The organism is Pseudomonas sp. Marseille-P9899 (genome assembly GCF_903166565.1).
Classification (GTDB): Bacteria; Pseudomonadota; Gammaproteobacteria; order Pseudomonadales; family Pseudomonadaceae; genus Aquipseudomonas; species Aquipseudomonas huaxiensis.
In genome coordinates, this window is sequence record NZ_CAESCG010000005.1 from 1 (window position 1) to 16,489 (window position 16,489).

The window sequence follows — 16,489 nt, forward strand, 5'->3', positions numbered from 1 at the left end:
AACCGCCCGGCACTAAGCCGGGCGTTTTGCTTGCAGCCGCCTGTGATCAGGTCTGGCTGGTTGGGGTCGGAGCCGAAGGCGCCGGCGCTGCTGGTGCGGCGCTGGCAGCCGGAGCTGCGTGTGCCACTGGGGCAGCGCTGGCCGCTGGAGCAGCCGGCTTGGCGGCCGGTTTCGGCGCCGCTGCCTTTTTCACCGCTGGCTTTTTCGCCGCAGCGGGCTTGGCTGCTGCCGGCTTGGCCGCAGGTTTCGCCGCAGGCTTGGCAGCCGGTTTTGCCGCCGCAGGTTTCGCGGCAACGGTCTTGGCGGCAACCGGTTTGGCTGCTGCAGGCTTGGCCGCTGCAGTCTTGGCAGCCGGCTTGGCCGCAGCGGTTTTCGCCGCAGGCTTGGCAGCCGCTTTCGGTGCAGCCTTGGCCAGCGGTTTGGCCGCAGCCTTGCTCGCGGTCGAGGTCTTCGCGGAAATCGGCGTGACCGATGCACCGGTGAGCTTCTCGATCTGCTTGGTCAGCGTGTCGACCTTGCTGTGCAACGCCTTGATCTCATTGCGGCTCGGCACGCCGAGACGCGAGATGGCGCTGTTCAGGCGCTTGTCGAATGCGCCTTCCAGCTCGCTCCATTTGCCCAGCGCACGGTCCTTCGCATCGGTAACGCGCGAGGTCGCGGATTTAGCGCTGTCCTTGGCACCGTCTTTCACAGCGTCAACGCCCTTCTTCGCCTGCTTCTCGGCCTTCTCGCCTTCCTTGACCAGGTCGTCGAACGTCTTGGCGCCTTCCTGGTCGATCTTCGAGTAGATACCCAGACCAGCCAGCCAGATCTTGCGGGAGTACTTCTCGATTCCCCCAATCCAGGAGCTGCCTTCTTTTTCAGTATTTTTCTTGCCAGCCATCCCGCTCTCCTTATTTTTTTGCCGTGACACGTTCGAGCAACGCCGTCAGCTCATCGAGCTTGGCAGAAAGTGCCTCCACGTCATGTTTAGACGGAATGCCGATGCGATTCAAGGCGCTGGCCACCCGTGTGTCGAAAGCCTTTTCGATTTTGTCCAGTTGGACTTCGACTTTGCCCTTCACACTGCGAAGTTCTTGCTTCGCCGAATCGATCTCGCCGTTGGCGGCGTCGAGCTCATGATCGAGGCGTTTCTTGCCACGCTTCTCGACCACTTCACCCGCCTTGATCAGGTCCTTGACGTAGCCGGCGCTCTCCTGGCCCACCCGGGTGTAGGCACCCAGACCGGCCAGCCAGATTTTGCGCGCGTAGCCGCGGACGTCTGTCAGGCTGTTTTGAATATCGTCTTTTTTCTTCAGGATCACTTTGGCCATGCTCTGCACCTCGCACTCGTGACGGAATGGAAGAACTGCCCACGGAATCGGGGGCCTGAGCGTAAAAGTAAGGAGAAAAATTAGAATTCACACCCTAACGGCAGCGGCAGGCTGCAAGGGGGCTGTGATGGAGGTGAGGCTGCGGGCAGGGCCGCAGCCTTTTGTAGCTTGCCGCTCGCGGGCCGTCAGGCGAGTGCTTTGTCGAGGGCGCGTTCGATTTCGGCCTTGATGGTGCCGCCCATCATCGACAGCATCATGCCCAGCTTCAGTTCGACGCGAATGCTGTCGTCGCCGATCTCGACACTGCCGTTGGCACCGCTGCGCTTGACCTCGACCCGGTCGCCTTTCCATTCAGCCTTGAGGTCGTATTGGCTGGACAGTTTTTCCACCAGGGCCTCAGCCTTCTGACGGGCGGCATCGCGGCCGAGGCTGTGTTTACGTTCAACGCTGATCTGGGTCATTCACTTGATCCTGGCTGCAAGGGCATACTCGCGCATTATGCCTACGCCCCGCGCCGCGACACACCCCGCCAAAGACAAATCCAGCCGCACGCCCTAGAATGGCCAGTAATTTTTCCCGGTGAAGCGATATGAACGACCAGCGCAACGGCGACAACGCCGAACCCACCACCCATTTCGGCTACAAGAGCGTGCCCGAAAGCCAGAAGGCCGACAAAGTCGCCGAGGTTTTCCACTCCGTAGCCGCCAAATACGACCTGATGAACGACGTGCTTTCCGTCGGCATGCACCGCCTGTGGAAGCGCTTTGCCATCGAGCTGTCCGGTGTGCGCAGCGGCAATCGGGTGCTGGATATCGCCGGCGGTACCGGTGACCTGACCCGCAAGTTCTCCCATCTGGTCGGCCCCACCGGCCAGGTCGTACTGGCCGACATCAACGCCTCGATGCTCAAGGTCGGCCGTGACCGCCTGCTCGATCTGGGCGTGGCCGGTAACGTCGAGTTCGTCCAGGCCGACGCGGAAAAACTGCCGTTCCCGGACAACCATTTCGACTGCGTGACCATCGCCTTCGGCCTGCGCAACGTCACCCATAAAGAAGATGCCCTGCGCTCGATGCTGCGCGTCCTCAAGCCCGGCGGCCGCCTGCTGGTGCTGGAGTTCTCCAAGCCGACCAGCACCTTCATGTCCAAGGTCTACGACGCGTACTCCTTCGCCTTCATGCCGCTGGCCGGCAAGCTGATCACCAACGACTCGGAAAGCTATCGCTACCTGGCCGAATCGATCCGCATGCACCCCGACCAGGAAACCCTCAAGGCCATGATGGTCGACGCCGGCTTCGACCGCGTCACCTACCACAACATGACCAACGGCATCGTCGCCCTGCACCGCGGTATCAAACCCTGATGCTGCTGGCCGGCCTTCTCGCCAGCGTCGAACACGGCCTCAACCGTGTCCTGCGCCTGGACAGCACCGCATTGCCGCGGTTGGCACCGCTCGATGGCAAAGTCATTGCCATCGACTGCCGCCAGCCCGCCCTGCAGTTGTTCATCCTGCCCAGCGATGAAGGTCTGCTGCTGGCCAGCCAGTGGCTCAACCCGGCCGACTGCACCCTCCGCGCCCCGGCCACCAGCCTGGTGCAACTGGCCCTGAGCCAGGACAAGACCGCCGTGCTGCACAGCCCGCAGGTCGAGCTGGAAGGCGACAGCGCGGTGTTGCTGGATCTGGTTGGCGTGCTGCAGGACCTGGAGCTGGACTGGGAGTACGAAGTCTCCCGCTGGCTCGGTCCGGTGGCGACCCAATTGCTCAGCGGCCACCTGCGCAACAGCGCGAAGTGGACCCGCCAGAGCCTGACCAGCCTGAGCCAGACCGCCTCCGAATACCTGGCGGAAGAATCCCGCACGCTGGTTGGCCAGCGTGAAGCCGAAGCGCGCTTCGGCGAACTCGACACCCTCAAGCTCGACATTGAACGCCTCGAGGCGCGCATCGAGCGCCTTGCCCGATCCCTTGAATCCAGCGATAACGCATGAAGCTGCTTGCCGTCCGCCGTCTGTTGCGCATCCAGCGCGTCGTGATCCGCTACCGTCTCGATGACCTGCTGTTCGACCTGCCCCTGCCCTGGTGGCTGGCCGCCTTGCGGCTGCTCATGCCGTGGCGCTGGCTGCCACGCAAACAGCTCGACCTGAGCCGTGGCGCGCGCCTGCGCCTGGCGCTGCAGGACCTTGGGCCGATCTTCATCAAGTTCGGTCAGTTGCTCTCCACCCGCCGCGACCTGTTGCCGGCGGACATCGCCGACGAACTGATGCTGCTGCAGGACCGCGTGCCGCCGTTCGATTCGCAGAAAGCCGTTGCGCTGATCGAAGAACAGCTCGGCGCCAAGGTCGGCGAAGTGTTCGCCCGCTTCGACGTCGAACCGCTGGCCTCGGCTTCGGTAGCCCAGGTCCACGCCGCCCGCCTCAAGAGCGGTGAAGAAGTGGTGGTCAAGGTGGTGCGGCCCGGCCTCAAGCCAGTGATCGCCCAGGACCTGGCCTGGCTATTCCTGATTGCCCGCGGCGCCGAGCGGGTCTCCGCCGACGCCCGCCTGCTGCACCCGGTGGAAGTGGTCAGCGATTACGAAAAAACCATCTACGACGAGCTCGACCTGCTCCGCGAGGCGGCCAACGCCAGCCAGCTCAAGCGCAACTTCGAAGGCTCGGAGATGATGTACGTGCCCCAGGTCTACTGGGACTGGTGCCGGCCCAAGGTGCTGGTGATGGAGCGCATCTACGGCATCCAGGTCACCGACCTTGTCACCCTCGCCGACCAGCGCACCGACATGAAAATGCTCGCCGAGCGCGGCGTGGAGATTTTCTTCACCCAGGTGTTCCGCGACAGCTTCTTCCACGCCGACATGCACCCCGGCAACATCTTCGTCAGCACCGTGAAGCCGTGGAGCCCGCAGTACATCGCCATCGACTGCGGCATCGTCGGCAGCCTCACCCCCGAGGACCAGGACTACCTGGCGCGCAACCTGTTCGCCTTCTTCAAGCGTGATTACCGCCGCGTGGCGCAGTTGCACATCGATTCCGGCTGGGTGCCGGCGCAGACCAAGCTCAACGAATTCGAGGCGGCGATCCGCACCGTGTGCGAGCCGATCTTCGAGAAGCCGCTCAAGGACATCTCCTTCGGCCAGGTGCTGATGCGCCTGTTCCAGACCGCGCGGCGCTTCAACATGGAAGTCCAGCCGCAGCTCGTTCTGTTGCAGAAGACCCTGCTGAACATCGAAGGCCTGGGCCGCCAGCTCTATCCCGACCTGGACCTGTGGAGCACCGCCCAGCCGTTCCTCGAACGCTGGATGCGCGACCGGGTAAGCCCGAAAACCCTGCTGCAGAACCTGCACAGCCAGGTCGAGCAGGTGCCGCACCTCGCCAACATGACCCGCGACCTGCTCGAACGCATGTCGCAACCCCACCTCAACGACCCTCCTGCGCCCTGGAAGCAACACGACCACTGGGCCCTGCGCCTGCTCGGCGCCGGCTTGCTGGCCGGTGGCGCGACCCTTGCCGCCTGTGCCGAGAACCTCGCAGCGACCAGCGCCTGGCCGGCCTGGCTGATGCTGGCGGCGGGCCTTTACCTGGTGGTGCGTCGATAGCCAGCCGGTTGAACGGCTGGCACACTAGCAGGCGGCATCGGCGTGGGACCGTGGCCTTTTTTGGAGTCGAAGATGAAAGACTGGCTGGACGAGATCAACTGGAACAGCGACGGCCTGGTGCCGGCCATCGCCCAGGACCACAAGACCGGACGCGTGCTGATGATGGCCTGGATGAGCCGCGAATCGCTGGCCCTGACCGCCGCCGAGCAGCGCGCCATCTACTGGTCGCGCTCCCGTGGCAAACTGTGGCGCAAGGGCGAGGAGTCCGGCCACGTGCAGAAGCTGCACGAAATGCGCCTGGACTGCGACGCCGACGTGATCATCCTGATGGTCGAGCAACTGGGGCACATCGCCTGCCATACCGGCCGCGAAAGCTGCTTCTATCGCGTCTTCGAGGACGGCCAGTGGAAAACCGTCGATCCGGTCCTCAAAGACCCGAATGCCATCTACAGCGCAGGACACTGACATGAGCGACACCCTGACCCGCTTGGCCGAAGTGCTGGAATCGCGCAAAGGCGCGGCCCCCGACAGCTCCTACGTCGCCAGCCTGCACCACAAGGGCCTGAACAAGATCCTGGAGAAGGTCGGCGAAGAGTCGGTGGAAACCATCATCGCCGCCAAGGACGCCGCCGTCAGCGGAGATTACAGCGATGTCATCTATGAAACCGCCGACCTGTGGTTCCATAGCATGGTCATGCTCTCCGCGTTGGGCCAGCACCCGCAAGCCGTGCTGGACGAGTTGGAGCGCCGTTTCGGACTGTCCGGCCACGACGAAAAGGCGGCCCGCCAGCCATCGGCCTAACTGAATTCATTCGAGGAACTGCACCATGGGTATTTTTGACTGGAAACACTGGATTGTTCTGCTGGTCGTCGTGGTACTGGTATTCGGTACCAAGAAACTGAAGAACTTCGGCGGCGACCTGGGCGAGTCGATCAAGGGCTTTCGCAAGGCCATGAACGAAGAAGACAAGCCCGCCGAGCCGACCGTGCAAACTGCACAACCTTCCCAACCGGTACAACCGCAGGGCACCCCACTGAACCAGCCGCACACCATCGACGGCCAGGCGCAGAAGGTTCAGGACGCTGAACCTGCAAGGAAAGAGTGAACACATGTTCGGGATCAGCTTCAGTGAGTTGCTGCTCGTCGGTCTGGTCGCCCTTGTGGTGCTCGGCCCCGAGCGCCTGCCTGGCGCGGCGCGCACCGCCGGCCTGTGGGTCGGGCGCCTCAAGCGCAGCTTCAACGCGATCAAGCAGGAAGTAGAGCGCGAGATCGGCGCTGACGATATCCGTCGGCAACTGCACAACGAGCACATCCTCTCCCTGGAGCAGGAAGCCCGACGCATCCTCAACCCGAGCAGCGTGACGCCCGATCCGGCCACCACGCCGGGCAGCGAGCCCGTGGCATCTGCCACCGCCGCCGTAATCTCCGAAGCCCCCGCGGCGCCGACGGCACCCGCCGACGCGCCCCAACCGGCGTCCACTGAACCGACCCAACCGCCGCGAGCCCCATGAGCGAAATTCCGGAACACGACCAGCCCATGCCGCTGGTTTCGCACCTGACTGAACTGCGTACTCGCCTGCTGCGCTGCGTCGCGGCGGTCTTTCTGATCTTCATCGGCCTGTTCTCCTTCGCCCAGCAGATCTACACCCTGGTCTCGGCGCCGCTGCGCGCGCACCTGCCGGCCAACGCGACGATGATCGCCACCGACGTGGCCTCGCCGTTCCTGACGCCGTTCAAGCTGACCATGATCGTTTCGCTGTTCCTGGCGATCCCGTTCATCCTGCACCAGATCTGGGGCTTCATCGCGCCGGGCCTGTACCGCCATGAAAAGCGCATCGCCATTCCGCTGCTGGTGTCCAGCATCTTCCTGTTCTACGCCGGCATGGCCTTCGCCTACTTCCTGGTGTTCCCGCTGATCTTCGGTTTCTTCGCCAGCGCGACCCCTGAAGGCGTGTCGATGATGACCGACATCGCCAGTTACCTCGATTTCGTCATGACGCTGTTCTTCGCGTTCGGCGTTGCTTTCGAGATTCCTGTCGCGGTGGTGCTGCTGGTGTGGATCGGCGTGGTCGATGTGCAGTACCTGCGCAAGGTCCGTCCGTACGTGATCATCGGCTGCTTCGTGGTCGGCATGATCCTGACCCCGCCGGACATCTTCTCGCAGACCCTGCTGGCCGTGCCGATGTGGATGCTGTTCGAAATCGGCGTGCTGTTCGGCAGCTTGATCCGCAAGCGCAGCCAGGAGCATGACGAGCGCAACGACACCCCTGACGACCAGCCGCCAGCGACCCAAGCGTGAACCTGCTGCTGCTCGAAGAGGCCGACTTCATCGCGGCCGACCGGGCGGTCCTGAGCGACCGCCGCTTTACCCACATGCAGGACATCCACCGCGTCGCGGTGGGTGACAGCCTGCGCGTCGGCCGCCTCGGCGGCCTGATGGGCCAGGCCACGGTAGAACGGCTGGAAGGCCATGAAGCGGAACTCTCGCTGCGCTTCGACCAGCCGCCACCGGCCAAGCTGCCGCTGACCCTGGTTCTCGCCTTGCCCCGCCCGAAAATGCTCCGCCGGGTGTTCCAGACCGTCGCCACCATGGGCGTCGCGAAGCTGGTGCTGGTCAACAGCTACCGGGTGGAAAAGAGCTTCTGGCAAACCCCCTTCCTCGACCCCGCAGCGATCCGCGAGAACCTTATCCTCGGCCTGGAGCAGGCCCGGGACACGGTGCTGCCCGAGGTCATCATCGAGAAGCGCTTCAAGCCCTTCGTCGAAGACCGCCTGCCCGCCATCGCCCAGGACACCCTCGGGCTGGTCGGCCACCCCGGCAACCACCCGCCCTGCCCACGCGGCGTAGACGAACCGGTGACCCTGGCCATCGGCCCGGAAGGTGGCTGGATTCCTTACGAGATCGATCTGCTCGGCAAAGCCGGACTGGCGCCGGTGCAACTGGGTGATCGCATCCTGCGGGTCGAAACCGCCGTCACGGCTCTGCTCGCGCGCCTGTTCTAAGGTAATTCCCGCACTTTATATAAGACCATTGGCTACCCCCTCAGCCCCGGTTTAGACGCTTTTGCCGCCTACAGTTTTGTGGCCCCGCGCCGATGCAGGAACACCAGAATAAAGAACCTGCCTGATCGATCGAAGTGGAGTCACACCATGTACCGTTGGATGGCCCAGCACCTGGGTAATGTGAGCGTCAACCTCAAGCTGGGCATCGGCTTCAGCATCGTCTTGCTGCTGACCCTGGTGATCACCCTCACCGGTTGGCTGGGCCTCGAAGGCGTGATCAACCGCGGCGACAAGCTCGGCGAAATCTCCGAGGTGTACCAGGGCACCCAGGTCCTGCGGATTGCCCGCCAGACCTACGAACACAACCGCGATGCCGCGTCGACCACACTGGTGGAAAACGCCCTGGCCTCACTGGACGGTGTGTTGCAGAACGTCAGCAAGCGCATCAGCGAAGGCGAAGACAGCAAGCGCCTGCTACAGCAGCGCGACGCCGTGCAGGCCTACCAGCGTTACTTCGCCGACCTGAAGGCCGCCGCCGACGCCCGCGAGGCCGCCCGTGCCGCACTCGGCGCCAGCGCCGACAAGGCGGCGGGCCTGCTTGCCCAGGTCGAGCAGGCGCTGCTGCAAAGCGGCGACGCCGTGCTGTTCAACAACGCCGTTGAAGTGTCCAAGCTGCTGCAGCAGGCGCGCTTCCAGGTTCGCGGCTACACCTACAGCGCAAAGCCCGAATTCCAGCAGACCGCACTGGCCGCCATCGACCAGGCGGTCGCCCTGCTCAAGGCCCTGCCGGGCAAAATCCCAAGCGAGCACCACGCCAACCTCGGCAGCGCCACCGAATCGCTGGGCGTGTATCGCGGCGCCGTGGTGCAGTTCGGCACCGCCCAGGAAGCCAGCGACCAGGCCCTGCGGCTGATGGGCGAACAGGGCACCAAGCTGCTCAACCTGAGCATGGACCTGACCAAGTCCCAGACCCAGTTGCGCGATGCCGAATCGAAGAACGCCAAGTCGACCCTGGCCTTCGCCACGGTGCTGGCCATGCTGTTCGGCGTGATCGCCTCCTGGGCCATCACCCGGCAGATCATCGTTCCGCTGCGCCACACCCTGACCGCCGTGGACCGCATCGCCAGTGGCGACCTCAGCCACGACCTCACCGACCAGCGTCTCGACGAAATGGGCCAGTTGCAGCGCAGCATGCAGCGCATGACCGTCAGCCTGCGCGAGTTGATCGGTGGCATCAGCGACGGCGTCACCCAGATCGCCAGCGCCGCCGAAGAACTCTCCGCCGTTACCGAGCAGACCAGCGCCGGGGTCAACAGCCAGAAAGTCGAGACCGACCAGGTTGCCACCGCCATGAACGAAATGGCCGCGACCGTGCATGAAGTCGCGCGCAATGCCGAGGAAGCCTCCGAGGCGGCGCTGATGGCCGACCAGCAGGCCCGCGAAGGTGACCGCGTGGTGTCCGAGGTGATCGCCCAGATCGAGCGTCTGGCCAAGGAAGTGGGTAACTCCAGCGCGGCGATGAACAAGCTCAAGTCCGAAAGCGACAAGATCGGCAGCGTGCTCGACGTGATCAAGTCGGTGGCCCAACAGACCAACCTGCTGGCGCTCAACGCCGCCATCGAAGCAGCCCGTGCGGGCGAGGCCGGACGTGGTTTCGCCGTGGTCGCCGACGAAGTGCGCAGCCTGGCCCAGCGCACTCAGCAGTCCACCGAAGAAATCGAAGAGCTGATCGCCGGCTTGCAGAGCGGTACACAGCAAGTCGCCAGCGTCATGGACAACAGCCGTGGCCTGACCGAAAGCAGCGTCGAACTGACCCGCAGTGCCGGTGTTTCGCTGGAAACCATCACCCGCACGGTGTCGTCGATCCAGTCGATGAACCAGCAAATTGCGGCGGCGGCGGAGCAGCAGAGCGCCGTGGCGGAAGAGATCAATCGCAGTGTGATGAGCGTGCGCGACGTGTCGGATCAGACCAGCGCGGCGAGTGAGGAGACGGCGGCGTCCAGCGTTGAGCTGGCGCGGCTGGGGACGCATTTGCAGGGGCTGGTGGCGCGGTTCCGGATCTGAAATCGCCGGGACCGCGTTGCGGTCCTTCGCGGCTGAAGCCGCTCCAACAGAACAGCAAGCTGCGAGGTGTCTGGTTTCCAAAACTCCGCAGTTTCACCGCTGTAGTTAGGAATATTCCTATATCAACGATGCCGGCCCGGGTTCAGGATTTCCACGGAATCATTTCCATGGACATCCCCTTGATCCGCAGCCGGCAAGCTTCCGGCCTGGCGCCCTGGTGGATACCTCATCCACATGCGACCCGGCGCTGATTCTCGCGATGGGTGCGCAGTTGCAGGGAGCACTGCATGCCCGCCCAATCCGACCTGCGCTTCACCTTCACCGCCGGCACCGATGACTTCGAAGTCGTCGAGTTCCACCTCACTGAAGGCCTGTCCGAAACCTTCCGTCTCGAAGTCGACCTGAGCAGCACCAACCCCGCTGTCGACTTTGGCCAGATTCTCGATCGCCCGGCGCTGCTTACTCTCTGGCAAGGCGGCCAGCCCGTTCGCAATGTGCACGGCTCAGTCAGCTCATTCCAACAAGGCGAGACTGGCTTTCGCCGCACCCGCTACCGCGCCATCGTCGAGCCGCGTCTGGCCCGCCTGCGACTGGCTTCGGACTGGCGCATCTTCCAGACCCTCACCGTGCCCGCTATCGCCACCGCGATGCTCAAGAAGCACGCCCTCGATCTGGACTATGAACAACGCATCACCAACACCCATGAAACGCGGGAATACTGCGTACAGGCCGGTGACACCGACTACCACTTCGTCGAACGCATCATGCGCGAGGAAGGCTTTTTCTACGGCTTCCTGCACAGCGCTGAAGGCCACCGCCTGGTCCATTGCGACCGCCTGTGGATCTTCGGCAAGCAGCCCGGCCTGCCGGTGGAATACAACCCCAAGCCCGGCGGCGACCGCCCGGGCCCGGCGCTGCACAACTTCACCTACACCGAAAACGTGCGCAGCGCCCGCCAGACACAGCGCGACTACAGCTTCAAGAACCCGCTGTACAACCAGCAAACCCGCCGCGAAGCCACCGACCTGGAACACCAGGCCAAGAGCTACGAGCGCTACGATTATCCCGGCCGTTACAAAGGTGAATCAGGCGAAGCCTTCACCCGCGATCGCCTGCGTGGACTGCGCGGCGATGCCTGCCAGGTCATCGCCGAGGGTGACGACGCGCGGCTGGTGCCGGGCATCTATTTCGACCTCATCGGCCATCCACGCGAAGACCTAAATCGCGGCTGGCGCCCGATACGCCTGGAGCACCACGGCAAGCAGTACGTCAGCCAAGGCGAGGACAGCGCCGACGCCAGCCAAGGCACTCACTACAACTGCGTTGCCACCCTGGTACCGGACGATGCCGAATGGCGCGCCGAGGCGTTGCCCAAACCACGTATTGACGGCCCGCAGCCGGCGAAAGTGGTTGGCCCGCCTGGAGAGGAAATCTACTGCGACGAATTCGGCCGGGTGAAGGTGCAGTTTCCATGGGACCGCGAAGGCAACGAAGACGAACACAGCTCCTGCTGGATCCGCGTCTCGCAGAACATCGCTGGCGCGCTTTGGGGCCACATGGCGATTCCGCGTATTGGTCAGGAAGTGATCGTCAGCAACTTCGACGGCGACCCGGACCAACCGGTTATCACCGGCCGGGGCTTCAATGCCCTGCAGCGTCCGCCCTACGAACTGCCGAAGCACAAGACGCGCATGACCCTCAAGAGCCAGACCCACAAGGGCAATGGCTTCAACGAGCTGCGGTACGAGGATGAGGCCGGGCAGGAAGAGGTGTTCATCCATGCGCAGAGAGACCAGAACAATGTCGTCAAGAATGACGAAACCACCTTCGTCGGCCATGACCGCAGCGAGCAGGTCGAGAACGACGAAACCCTGACCATCGGCCACGACCGCAAGGACACCGTGGGCAATCACGAGCAGGTGGTCATCGGCGTGAACCGGCGGCATCAGATCGGCCAGGACGACGAGCTGAACATCGGCCGCCATCACACCATCACCACCGGCCAGGACCGTACCGAACAGGTTGGCAATGACCGCCTGGACAAGACCGCGGCGAATCAGCGGGTGGAGATTGGCGGGCATCTGGACCAGCAGGTGCAAGGGGGCGTCACGGTGAAGGCCGGCCAGAGCATTACGCAGCACACCAAGGTGCACGAAATCCATGCGTCCGAAGCCGTGATCATCAAGGGCCCCGGCGGCACGCTGCGTATCGACAGTGCGGGCATCACGCTGGATGGCATCGCGCTCACGCTCAACGGGCCGGCGACCAAGACAAGCGGAGGCAGCGGCAACGGCCTGTCGCAGGCCAGCAACGTGTTGGAAGGCGCACAAGCCACGTGTGAAAGGAAAATCAAATGAGCACAGGGTCTGTCACGTACTTCCTCGAGCAATACCGCAAGCCGGACGATTACCTGTATCTGCTACTGGACGGCCTGGCCGAATGTGCGCCGGAGCATCCGCTCAGTGTGCCGTCCCTGGTCCAGTCGCTGGGCGATGCTGCGGTCATGCGCGTATTGCGCCCGGACCTGGCCCACGCTCCCGACGTCTGTCCCGCGCTGGTTCAATTGGCGAAACCCGGTGAAGCGCCGGCGCAGCACTCTCTGGAGTGGAGTGCCGAACGCGCAGCGAAGGACCCTGGCTATCACAAGCGTTATGTCTGCGGCTGGCTGCTCAGTCCGCAACCGCTCGATGTCATCGCCAGCCGGATCGTGGCCGGTTGCCATAGCACTGCAAGCGAGGCCGGACGCCCCACTCCCTGGTTCGAGCCACTGAGACTGGAATTGTTGAGCGCCACGGCGGCCAGCGAGAGGTCCGGGCTGCTGAACCCCATTCGTTTCTGGTTATGTCCGCTCAGTTGGGGCGTTCATACCGTGTTGCGCGGCTCCGACAACCCCTTCGAGGTCGTACTGCCGGAAGCGGCCCGACAAGCCCAACAGTGGGCACCGCTGATCAACAGCGTCCTCGGCACCTGGCAGCGTCTGCTGCAACGCCCTGTCGGCTTCGCCCCTTGGCGCTGGACGGGCGACACCATCCTGCCACCCGAGGCCGCCCTCCATGCTTTGCGCCTGGTTCGCGATGCCTATGCGTTCGGGCTTCGTGATCACCGCGACATCATCGCACTCTGCCTGCACCAGGTGTTCATCCACCCGCTTCTGCTGCGACACCCGGAAATCCAGGCGCTCATCGCCAAGGCCGGAAAAGGTGCCCTGGACCTGCAAAGCCACTTCGCCAGCAACTACAGCGAAGCCCTCTGGAAACGCACCTTCACTGACCTGCCCCGTGCGAAGGACTATTCATGACAATCAGCTTCAGTGTCGTTTCCGACATCGCCACCGGCGAGACCTGCCCGGTACCCAGCGACCTCTGTGCCACCTGCCAGCGCAGCGGCCTGCCCATCCTGCCCCTGCGCGCCGCCTATGCACCGCAGCCCTGGCACACCCGCTTGCTGCCCTTGGCCCGCGGCTCCAAAGTCGAGGCCGTACCCATGCGCCTCGATCAGCCACGCATCCTCCGCCAGGGTTATTTGTATGTACTGCTCGACCACCGGGAATGGCAGGCCTACGAGATTTCGGCCGAAGGCGCGCTGAGCCAGTTCCGTCCGTACCAGATGCCGCGCGAAGAGCCTCGCCCGCTGTGCGAGGCCTGCATCCGGGAGGATCACGACATGCCTGCCGCCTTCATCAACATCGACACCCGCAAGTACTCCACCGCCTGGCTGGCCATCGCCAACGATCCCTGGCCCAAGGCGGTTCTGGATAGCTACCTGCGCGGCGGCACGGTCGACGGCGTGAACCTCGACGAGCGCTTCCACCGACTCGACCTCAAGGCCGCGCGCAACGACCCCGCCAGCGTCGGCATCGCCATGAGCGAAAACGACCCGCAGCTTCAGCAGGTGCTCGAATACGCACAAAACATCCCCGGTGATTTCCGCAGCGTGCATGGTTTCTACGGCCGCCAGCACCGCTTGCGCGCTCTGAAGGGGCATCTGCGCAACATCATCCAGGAGCACGAACTCGCCAACGGCGTACTGGCCCTGGTGCTACCCGACCCCATCGGCGTGGTCCAGGAGCTCAATGCCCAGCGTCTGCTTCGCCACCAGGCCATGCAGCAATGGTGTGCCGAACCGAAGCGCAGCTTCGAGTATTTCACCTCCCAGGCCTTGCTCGCGATTCGTGGGCATCAGCTCGAAATAGCAAGACTCAAGGCGAAGAAGCGCGCGGAGGACGAAGATAGGTGGCGACGCGAGCAAAACAAAAACCCGGTGCTCAATCCGAACCTGCCCATGCTCGATATCGAGGCGGACACCGCGCGTGTGGCTTCGATGTGGCAAGCGAAGGCCAGGCAGCGGCTGGAAGAACGCTACGACGAGCAGGCCCGTGAGACGTTCGAAGCAGGCTACCAGCACACGCTCGCGGGCTGGCAACAGGTCATCGACGACGTCGCCGAACACTACGAACGCCAGTACCAGGGCGCGGCCTATCAACGGGCGGCCTTGCATGATTACAGCGTTACCGACCAGCGCTCGACAGCGCTGTTCATCCGCATGATGCAGACCTGCCTGGCCGGTGGCCCGACCGAACGCAGCGTGGACGGCCCACCGGGCCCTACCCTGCGCCTGTGGAAAAGCCTGCTGGAGAACCGCGAAAGCCTGCTCTACCAGGCCCTGACGGCGAAGAACAGACCTCTGTTCGGGGAACTGCACGATACCCTTGCGGGTGACGAGTTCACCCGGGTCTATCACGGCATCAAGACCTTCATCACCACCCAGCAAGCCAAGGACCTGATGACGGCGCCCGTACAGGACGCCATCGGCCAACTGCTGTCCGCTGGAGCGATGGCCAGCAGTCGTCTCGGCAACCAGCTGTCGGAGAACACCCGGGCATTGCTCGGGTACCTGCACCGCGCGGCCCTGTTGCGCTACTACGGTGTGGAGGTCACGCGGATCACCGTGTCCCTCAAGGTGGGCGAATACCTTTCGCTGCTCAACGAGGTGCTCCAGGAAAGCACCGATCGCTTCATGGCCCGGCTCGACCAGCAGTTCCGCAAACCGGCCCAGCGCAAGGTGCGCGCCATGCTGCTGAGCAACACCCTGTCCGCTGCCGTGCCGGGCACGCCTGGAAAACTGGTCGAAGTCACGCTCTGGACGATGGAAAGCGCCGACGCCTTGAAGACCCGGCTGGACAAGCTGAGCACCGGGGTCGGCGAGGGCATTGGCGACGCCTTGCGCAGTGTCACCATTGGTACCGAGGCCCTTCAGGGTTCCATGGGCAACCTTGCGCGCCATATGACCCTCAATGCAGAAGTCTCCGCCCAACTGGCGCGGGAGTCGATGCGCAACATGCGCAACGCCGCAGTTGCCGGCACACCCGGCGCCAGCACCATGGGGCTGGGCCTGATCAGCCTGTGGTTCCAGCAGGACAGCCTGCGCCGCAGTTATGAAAACCTGCTCGATACCTTGGGTGACAAGCATCCCGAAGCCACGGCGGCGGTCATGTCGGCGTCGGTTGGCGTGATGGGGGCAAGCGTCGAGGTTGTCGGAGGGGCAATCCAGATGGTGCGGCCTGATCTGAGCATGCCGGCCGGGTCCGCTGGAAAGACAGTTGGGGTGGGAGCGCGGATCGTGCAGTACGGGGGGGCGCTGGTGGCGTTGGCGAGTGCTTTGGAGGGGTTGCAGTATGCGCTTGCGGCGGTTCGGGCGCATAAGGTTGGCGATTACGCGGTAAGAAATCTGTTTGCGATTGCAACCGCCACCGCAGTAGGTTCAGCAATGGCCGGGATTTGGGGCACGTTCGCCCCAGCAGCAGTAGCGCTCGGCCCGCTTGCAGCATCAGTATTTCTAGGTCTCGGTGCGCTTGGATGGGCTCTATGGGCTAAGGGGCTAGAGTCAGAGCCACTGGAGTTATGGGCAAGACACTCACTCTGGGGCGTTCCTGCCGAACACCGACGTTGGACTGTCCCAGAGGACATGGACACCGCAATTGGCGTCTTGAACGCTGCGTTGCTCGGCTTGACTGCCGATGCAGGACTGATCGTGAAAGCCGATCAGTCAGGTGGGCTGCCTATCGGTGATGCAGTTCCTGCCGGACTCTTTCTGGACTACAAGCTCGTCCTGCCTGGGTACAAGGCTGATGTGTCAGATTACGAATGGGCGTTGCAGGTATACCGGCCAAATCGGACTCTGGGAGAAACTATTGCGAGCGGTCGTAGAGATGGGGTGAATGGCGCGTCACCACCTCCCGATGGGTGGCAAAAACCGGGATACCACCCTGAAACAACAACTCCAGTCATTACGCACAGTGCCCAGGTCCTAGAGATCCGTGGCTCCATCAGCTTCTTCGGCTCTTTTGAAGTACATGCCTTTGAACTTGAGGTGTCTTATTGGCCTGACAAGAGTGATAAGTCAGGATTTGCACGACTAATCGTCAAAGAGGACAAGATCAAGAGCCAGGCAAGGCTGGGACTCATATGAAAAGGCCTAAACTCCCCCCGCCGTGCCCCGGATGGCAAGAAGACCTGCCCGGTCCT

General features: G+C 63.4%; 16 protein-coding genes and 1 pseudogene. 14 read left to right on the forward strand and 3 right to left on the reverse strand.

The genetic code is table 11. The annotated features are described in order from the left end of the window. Positions 1–46: 46 nt before the first annotated feature. The 3 genes from HWV67_RS22365 to HWV67_RS22375 all read right to left on the reverse strand — a co-directional run bounded on the left by HWV67_RS22365 (position 47) and on the right by HWV67_RS22375 (position 1,774). On the reverse strand, positions 47–883 hold the full coding sequence (locus HWV67_RS22365) for a phasin family protein (protein WP_175652833.1): 837 nt from the start codon (positions 881–883) through the stop codon (positions 47–49). Positions 884–893: 10 nt separating this feature from the next. After that, a complete protein-coding gene (locus tag HWV67_RS22370) occupies positions 894–1,313 on the reverse strand; it encodes a phasin family protein (RefSeq protein ID WP_095156108.1) in 420 nt (139 codons plus the stop codon). A gap of 185 nt (positions 1,314–1,498) precedes the next feature. Further along, entirely contained in the window at positions 1,499–1,774 is a 276-nt protein-coding gene (locus HWV67_RS22375) for a polyhydroxyalkanoic acid system family protein (protein ID WP_095155845.1), read from the reverse strand. Between the two features lie 128 nt (positions 1,775–1,902). On the opposite strand from HWV67_RS22375, the gene ubiE reads away from it, so the two are divergent. From ubiE to HWV67_RS22440, 14 genes and pseudogenes are all read left to right on the forward strand, one after another. Further along, on the forward strand, positions 1,903–2,673 hold the full coding sequence (gene ubiE, locus HWV67_RS22380; protein WP_095155844.1) for a bifunctional demethylmenaquinone methyltransferase/2-methoxy-6-polyprenyl-1,4-benzoquinol methylase UbiE: 771 nt from the start codon (positions 1,903–1,905) through the stop codon (positions 2,671–2,673). Beyond that, positions 2,673–3,296 (forward strand): ubiquinone biosynthesis accessory factor UbiJ, encoded by a 624-nt coding sequence (locus HWV67_RS22385; protein ID WP_095155843.1) that lies wholly within the window; start codon positions 2,673–2,675, stop codon positions 3,294–3,296. Before ubiE ends, HWV67_RS22385 begins: the two co-directional genes overlap by 1 nt. Further along, on the forward strand, positions 3,293–4,897 hold the full coding sequence (ubiB, locus tag HWV67_RS22390) for a ubiquinone biosynthesis regulatory protein kinase UbiB (protein WP_175652834.1): 1,605 nt from the start codon (positions 3,293–3,295) through the stop codon (positions 4,895–4,897). The genes HWV67_RS22385 and ubiB overlap by 4 nt, the downstream gene beginning before the upstream one ends. 72 nt (positions 4,898–4,969) lie before the next feature. Then, a complete protein-coding gene (gene hisI / locus HWV67_RS22395) occupies positions 4,970–5,362 on the forward strand; it encodes a phosphoribosyl-AMP cyclohydrolase (protein ID WP_175652835.1) in 393 nt (130 codons plus the stop codon). A 1-nt stretch (position 5,363) separates the two neighbouring features. Continuing rightward, positions 5,364–5,699, forward strand: coding sequence for a phosphoribosyl-ATP diphosphatase (locus HWV67_RS22400; RefSeq protein ID WP_095155840.1), 336 nt, complete (start codon positions 5,364–5,366; stop codon positions 5,697–5,699). Positions 5,700–5,724: 25 nt separating this feature from the next. Further along, positions 5,725–6,003, forward strand: coding sequence for a twin-arginine translocase TatA/TatE family subunit (locus tag HWV67_RS22405; protein WP_175652836.1), 279 nt, complete (start codon positions 5,725–5,727; stop codon positions 6,001–6,003). A gap of 4 nt (positions 6,004–6,007) precedes the next feature. Continuing rightward, positions 6,008–6,409: a Sec-independent protein translocase protein TatB gene (gene tatB, locus HWV67_RS22410; protein WP_175652837.1), complete on the forward strand. Its 402-nt coding sequence runs from the start codon at positions 6,008–6,010 to the stop codon at positions 6,407–6,409. Then, positions 6,406–7,197 carry a twin-arginine translocase subunit TatC gene (tatC, locus tag HWV67_RS22415; RefSeq protein ID WP_110972291.1) on the forward strand — a complete coding sequence of 264 codons (792 nt, stop codon included), beginning with the start codon at positions 6,406–6,408 and terminating at the stop codon, positions 7,195–7,197. Before tatB ends, tatC begins: the two co-directional genes overlap by 4 nt. Then, the gene (locus HWV67_RS22420) at positions 7,194–7,901 is read left to right on the forward strand and encodes a 16S rRNA (uracil(1498)-N(3))-methyltransferase (protein ID WP_175652838.1); all 708 of its coding nucleotides are present in this window, start codon (positions 7,194–7,196) and stop codon (positions 7,899–7,901) included. The genes tatC and HWV67_RS22420 overlap by 4 nt, the downstream gene beginning before the upstream one ends. 159 nt (positions 7,902–8,060) lie before the next feature. Next, positions 8,061–9,110, forward strand: a pseudogene (locus HWV67_RS32210) (methyl-accepting chemotaxis protein); the annotation flags it as partial. A 141-nt stretch (positions 9,111–9,251) separates the two neighbouring features. Beyond that, on the forward strand, positions 9,252–9,965 hold the full coding sequence (locus HWV67_RS32215) for a methyl-accepting chemotaxis protein (RefSeq protein ID WP_371929329.1): 714 nt from the start codon (positions 9,252–9,254) through the stop codon (positions 9,963–9,965). Positions 9,966–10,252: 287 nt separating this feature from the next. Continuing rightward, positions 10,253–12,322 carry a type VI secretion system Vgr family protein gene (locus HWV67_RS22430; protein WP_175652840.1) on the forward strand — a complete coding sequence of 690 codons (2,070 nt, stop codon included), beginning with the start codon at positions 10,253–10,255 and terminating at the stop codon, positions 12,320–12,322. After that, on the forward strand, positions 12,319–13,263 hold the full coding sequence (locus HWV67_RS22435) for a hypothetical protein (protein WP_175652841.1): 945 nt from the start codon (positions 12,319–12,321) through the stop codon (positions 13,261–13,263). The genes HWV67_RS22430 and HWV67_RS22435 overlap by 4 nt, the downstream gene beginning before the upstream one ends. Next, positions 13,260–16,433, forward strand: coding sequence for a T6SS effector BTH_I2691 family protein (locus HWV67_RS22440; RefSeq protein ID WP_175652842.1), 3,174 nt, complete (start codon positions 13,260–13,262; stop codon positions 16,431–16,433). The genes HWV67_RS22435 and HWV67_RS22440 overlap by 4 nt, the downstream gene beginning before the upstream one ends. The last annotated feature ends 56 nt before the right edge of the window (positions 16,434–16,489 follow it).

Coding starts and splice junctions, on each gene's coding strand:
- tatB (WP_175652837.1), top strand. CDS start 6,008: ATGTTCGGGATCAGCTTCAGTGAGTTGCTGCTCGTCGGTCTGGTCGCC.
- tatC (WP_110972291.1), top strand. CDS start 6,406: ATGAGCGAAATTCCGGAACACGACCAGCCCATGCCGCTGGTTTCGCAC.
- HWV67_RS22365 (WP_175652833.1), bottom strand. CDS start 883: ATGGCTGGCAAGAAAAATACTGAAAAAGAAGGCAGCTCCTGGATTGGG.
- HWV67_RS32215 (WP_371929329.1), top strand. CDS start 9,252: ATGAACGAAATGGCCGCGACCGTGCATGAAGTCGCGCGCAATGCCGAG.
- ubiB (WP_175652834.1), top strand. CDS start 3,293: ATGAAGCTGCTTGCCGTCCGCCGTCTGTTGCGCATCCAGCGCGTCGTG.
- ubiE (WP_095155844.1), top strand. CDS start 1,903: ATGAACGACCAGCGCAACGGCGACAACGCCGAACCCACCACCCATTTC.
- hisI (WP_175652835.1), top strand. CDS start 4,970: ATGAAAGACTGGCTGGACGAGATCAACTGGAACAGCGACGGCCTGGTG.
- HWV67_RS22430 (WP_175652840.1), top strand. CDS start 10,253: ATGCCCGCCCAATCCGACCTGCGCTTCACCTTCACCGCCGGCACCGAT.
- HWV67_RS22385 (WP_095155843.1), top strand. CDS start 2,673: ATGCTGCTGGCCGGCCTTCTCGCCAGCGTCGAACACGGCCTCAACCGT.
- HWV67_RS22440 (WP_175652842.1), top strand. CDS start 13,260: ATGACAATCAGCTTCAGTGTCGTTTCCGACATCGCCACCGGCGAGACC.
- HWV67_RS22375 (WP_095155845.1), bottom strand. CDS start 1,774: ATGACCCAGATCAGCGTTGAACGTAAACACAGCCTCGGCCGCGATGCC.
- HWV67_RS22435 (WP_175652841.1), top strand. CDS start 12,319: ATGAGCACAGGGTCTGTCACGTACTTCCTCGAGCAATACCGCAAGCCG.
- HWV67_RS22370 (WP_095156108.1), bottom strand. CDS start 1,313: ATGGCCAAAGTGATCCTGAAGAAAAAAGACGATATTCAAAACAGCCTG.
- HWV67_RS22405 (WP_175652836.1), top strand. CDS start 5,725: ATGGGTATTTTTGACTGGAAACACTGGATTGTTCTGCTGGTCGTCGTG.
- HWV67_RS22400 (WP_095155840.1), top strand. CDS start 5,364: ATGAGCGACACCCTGACCCGCTTGGCCGAAGTGCTGGAATCGCGCAAA.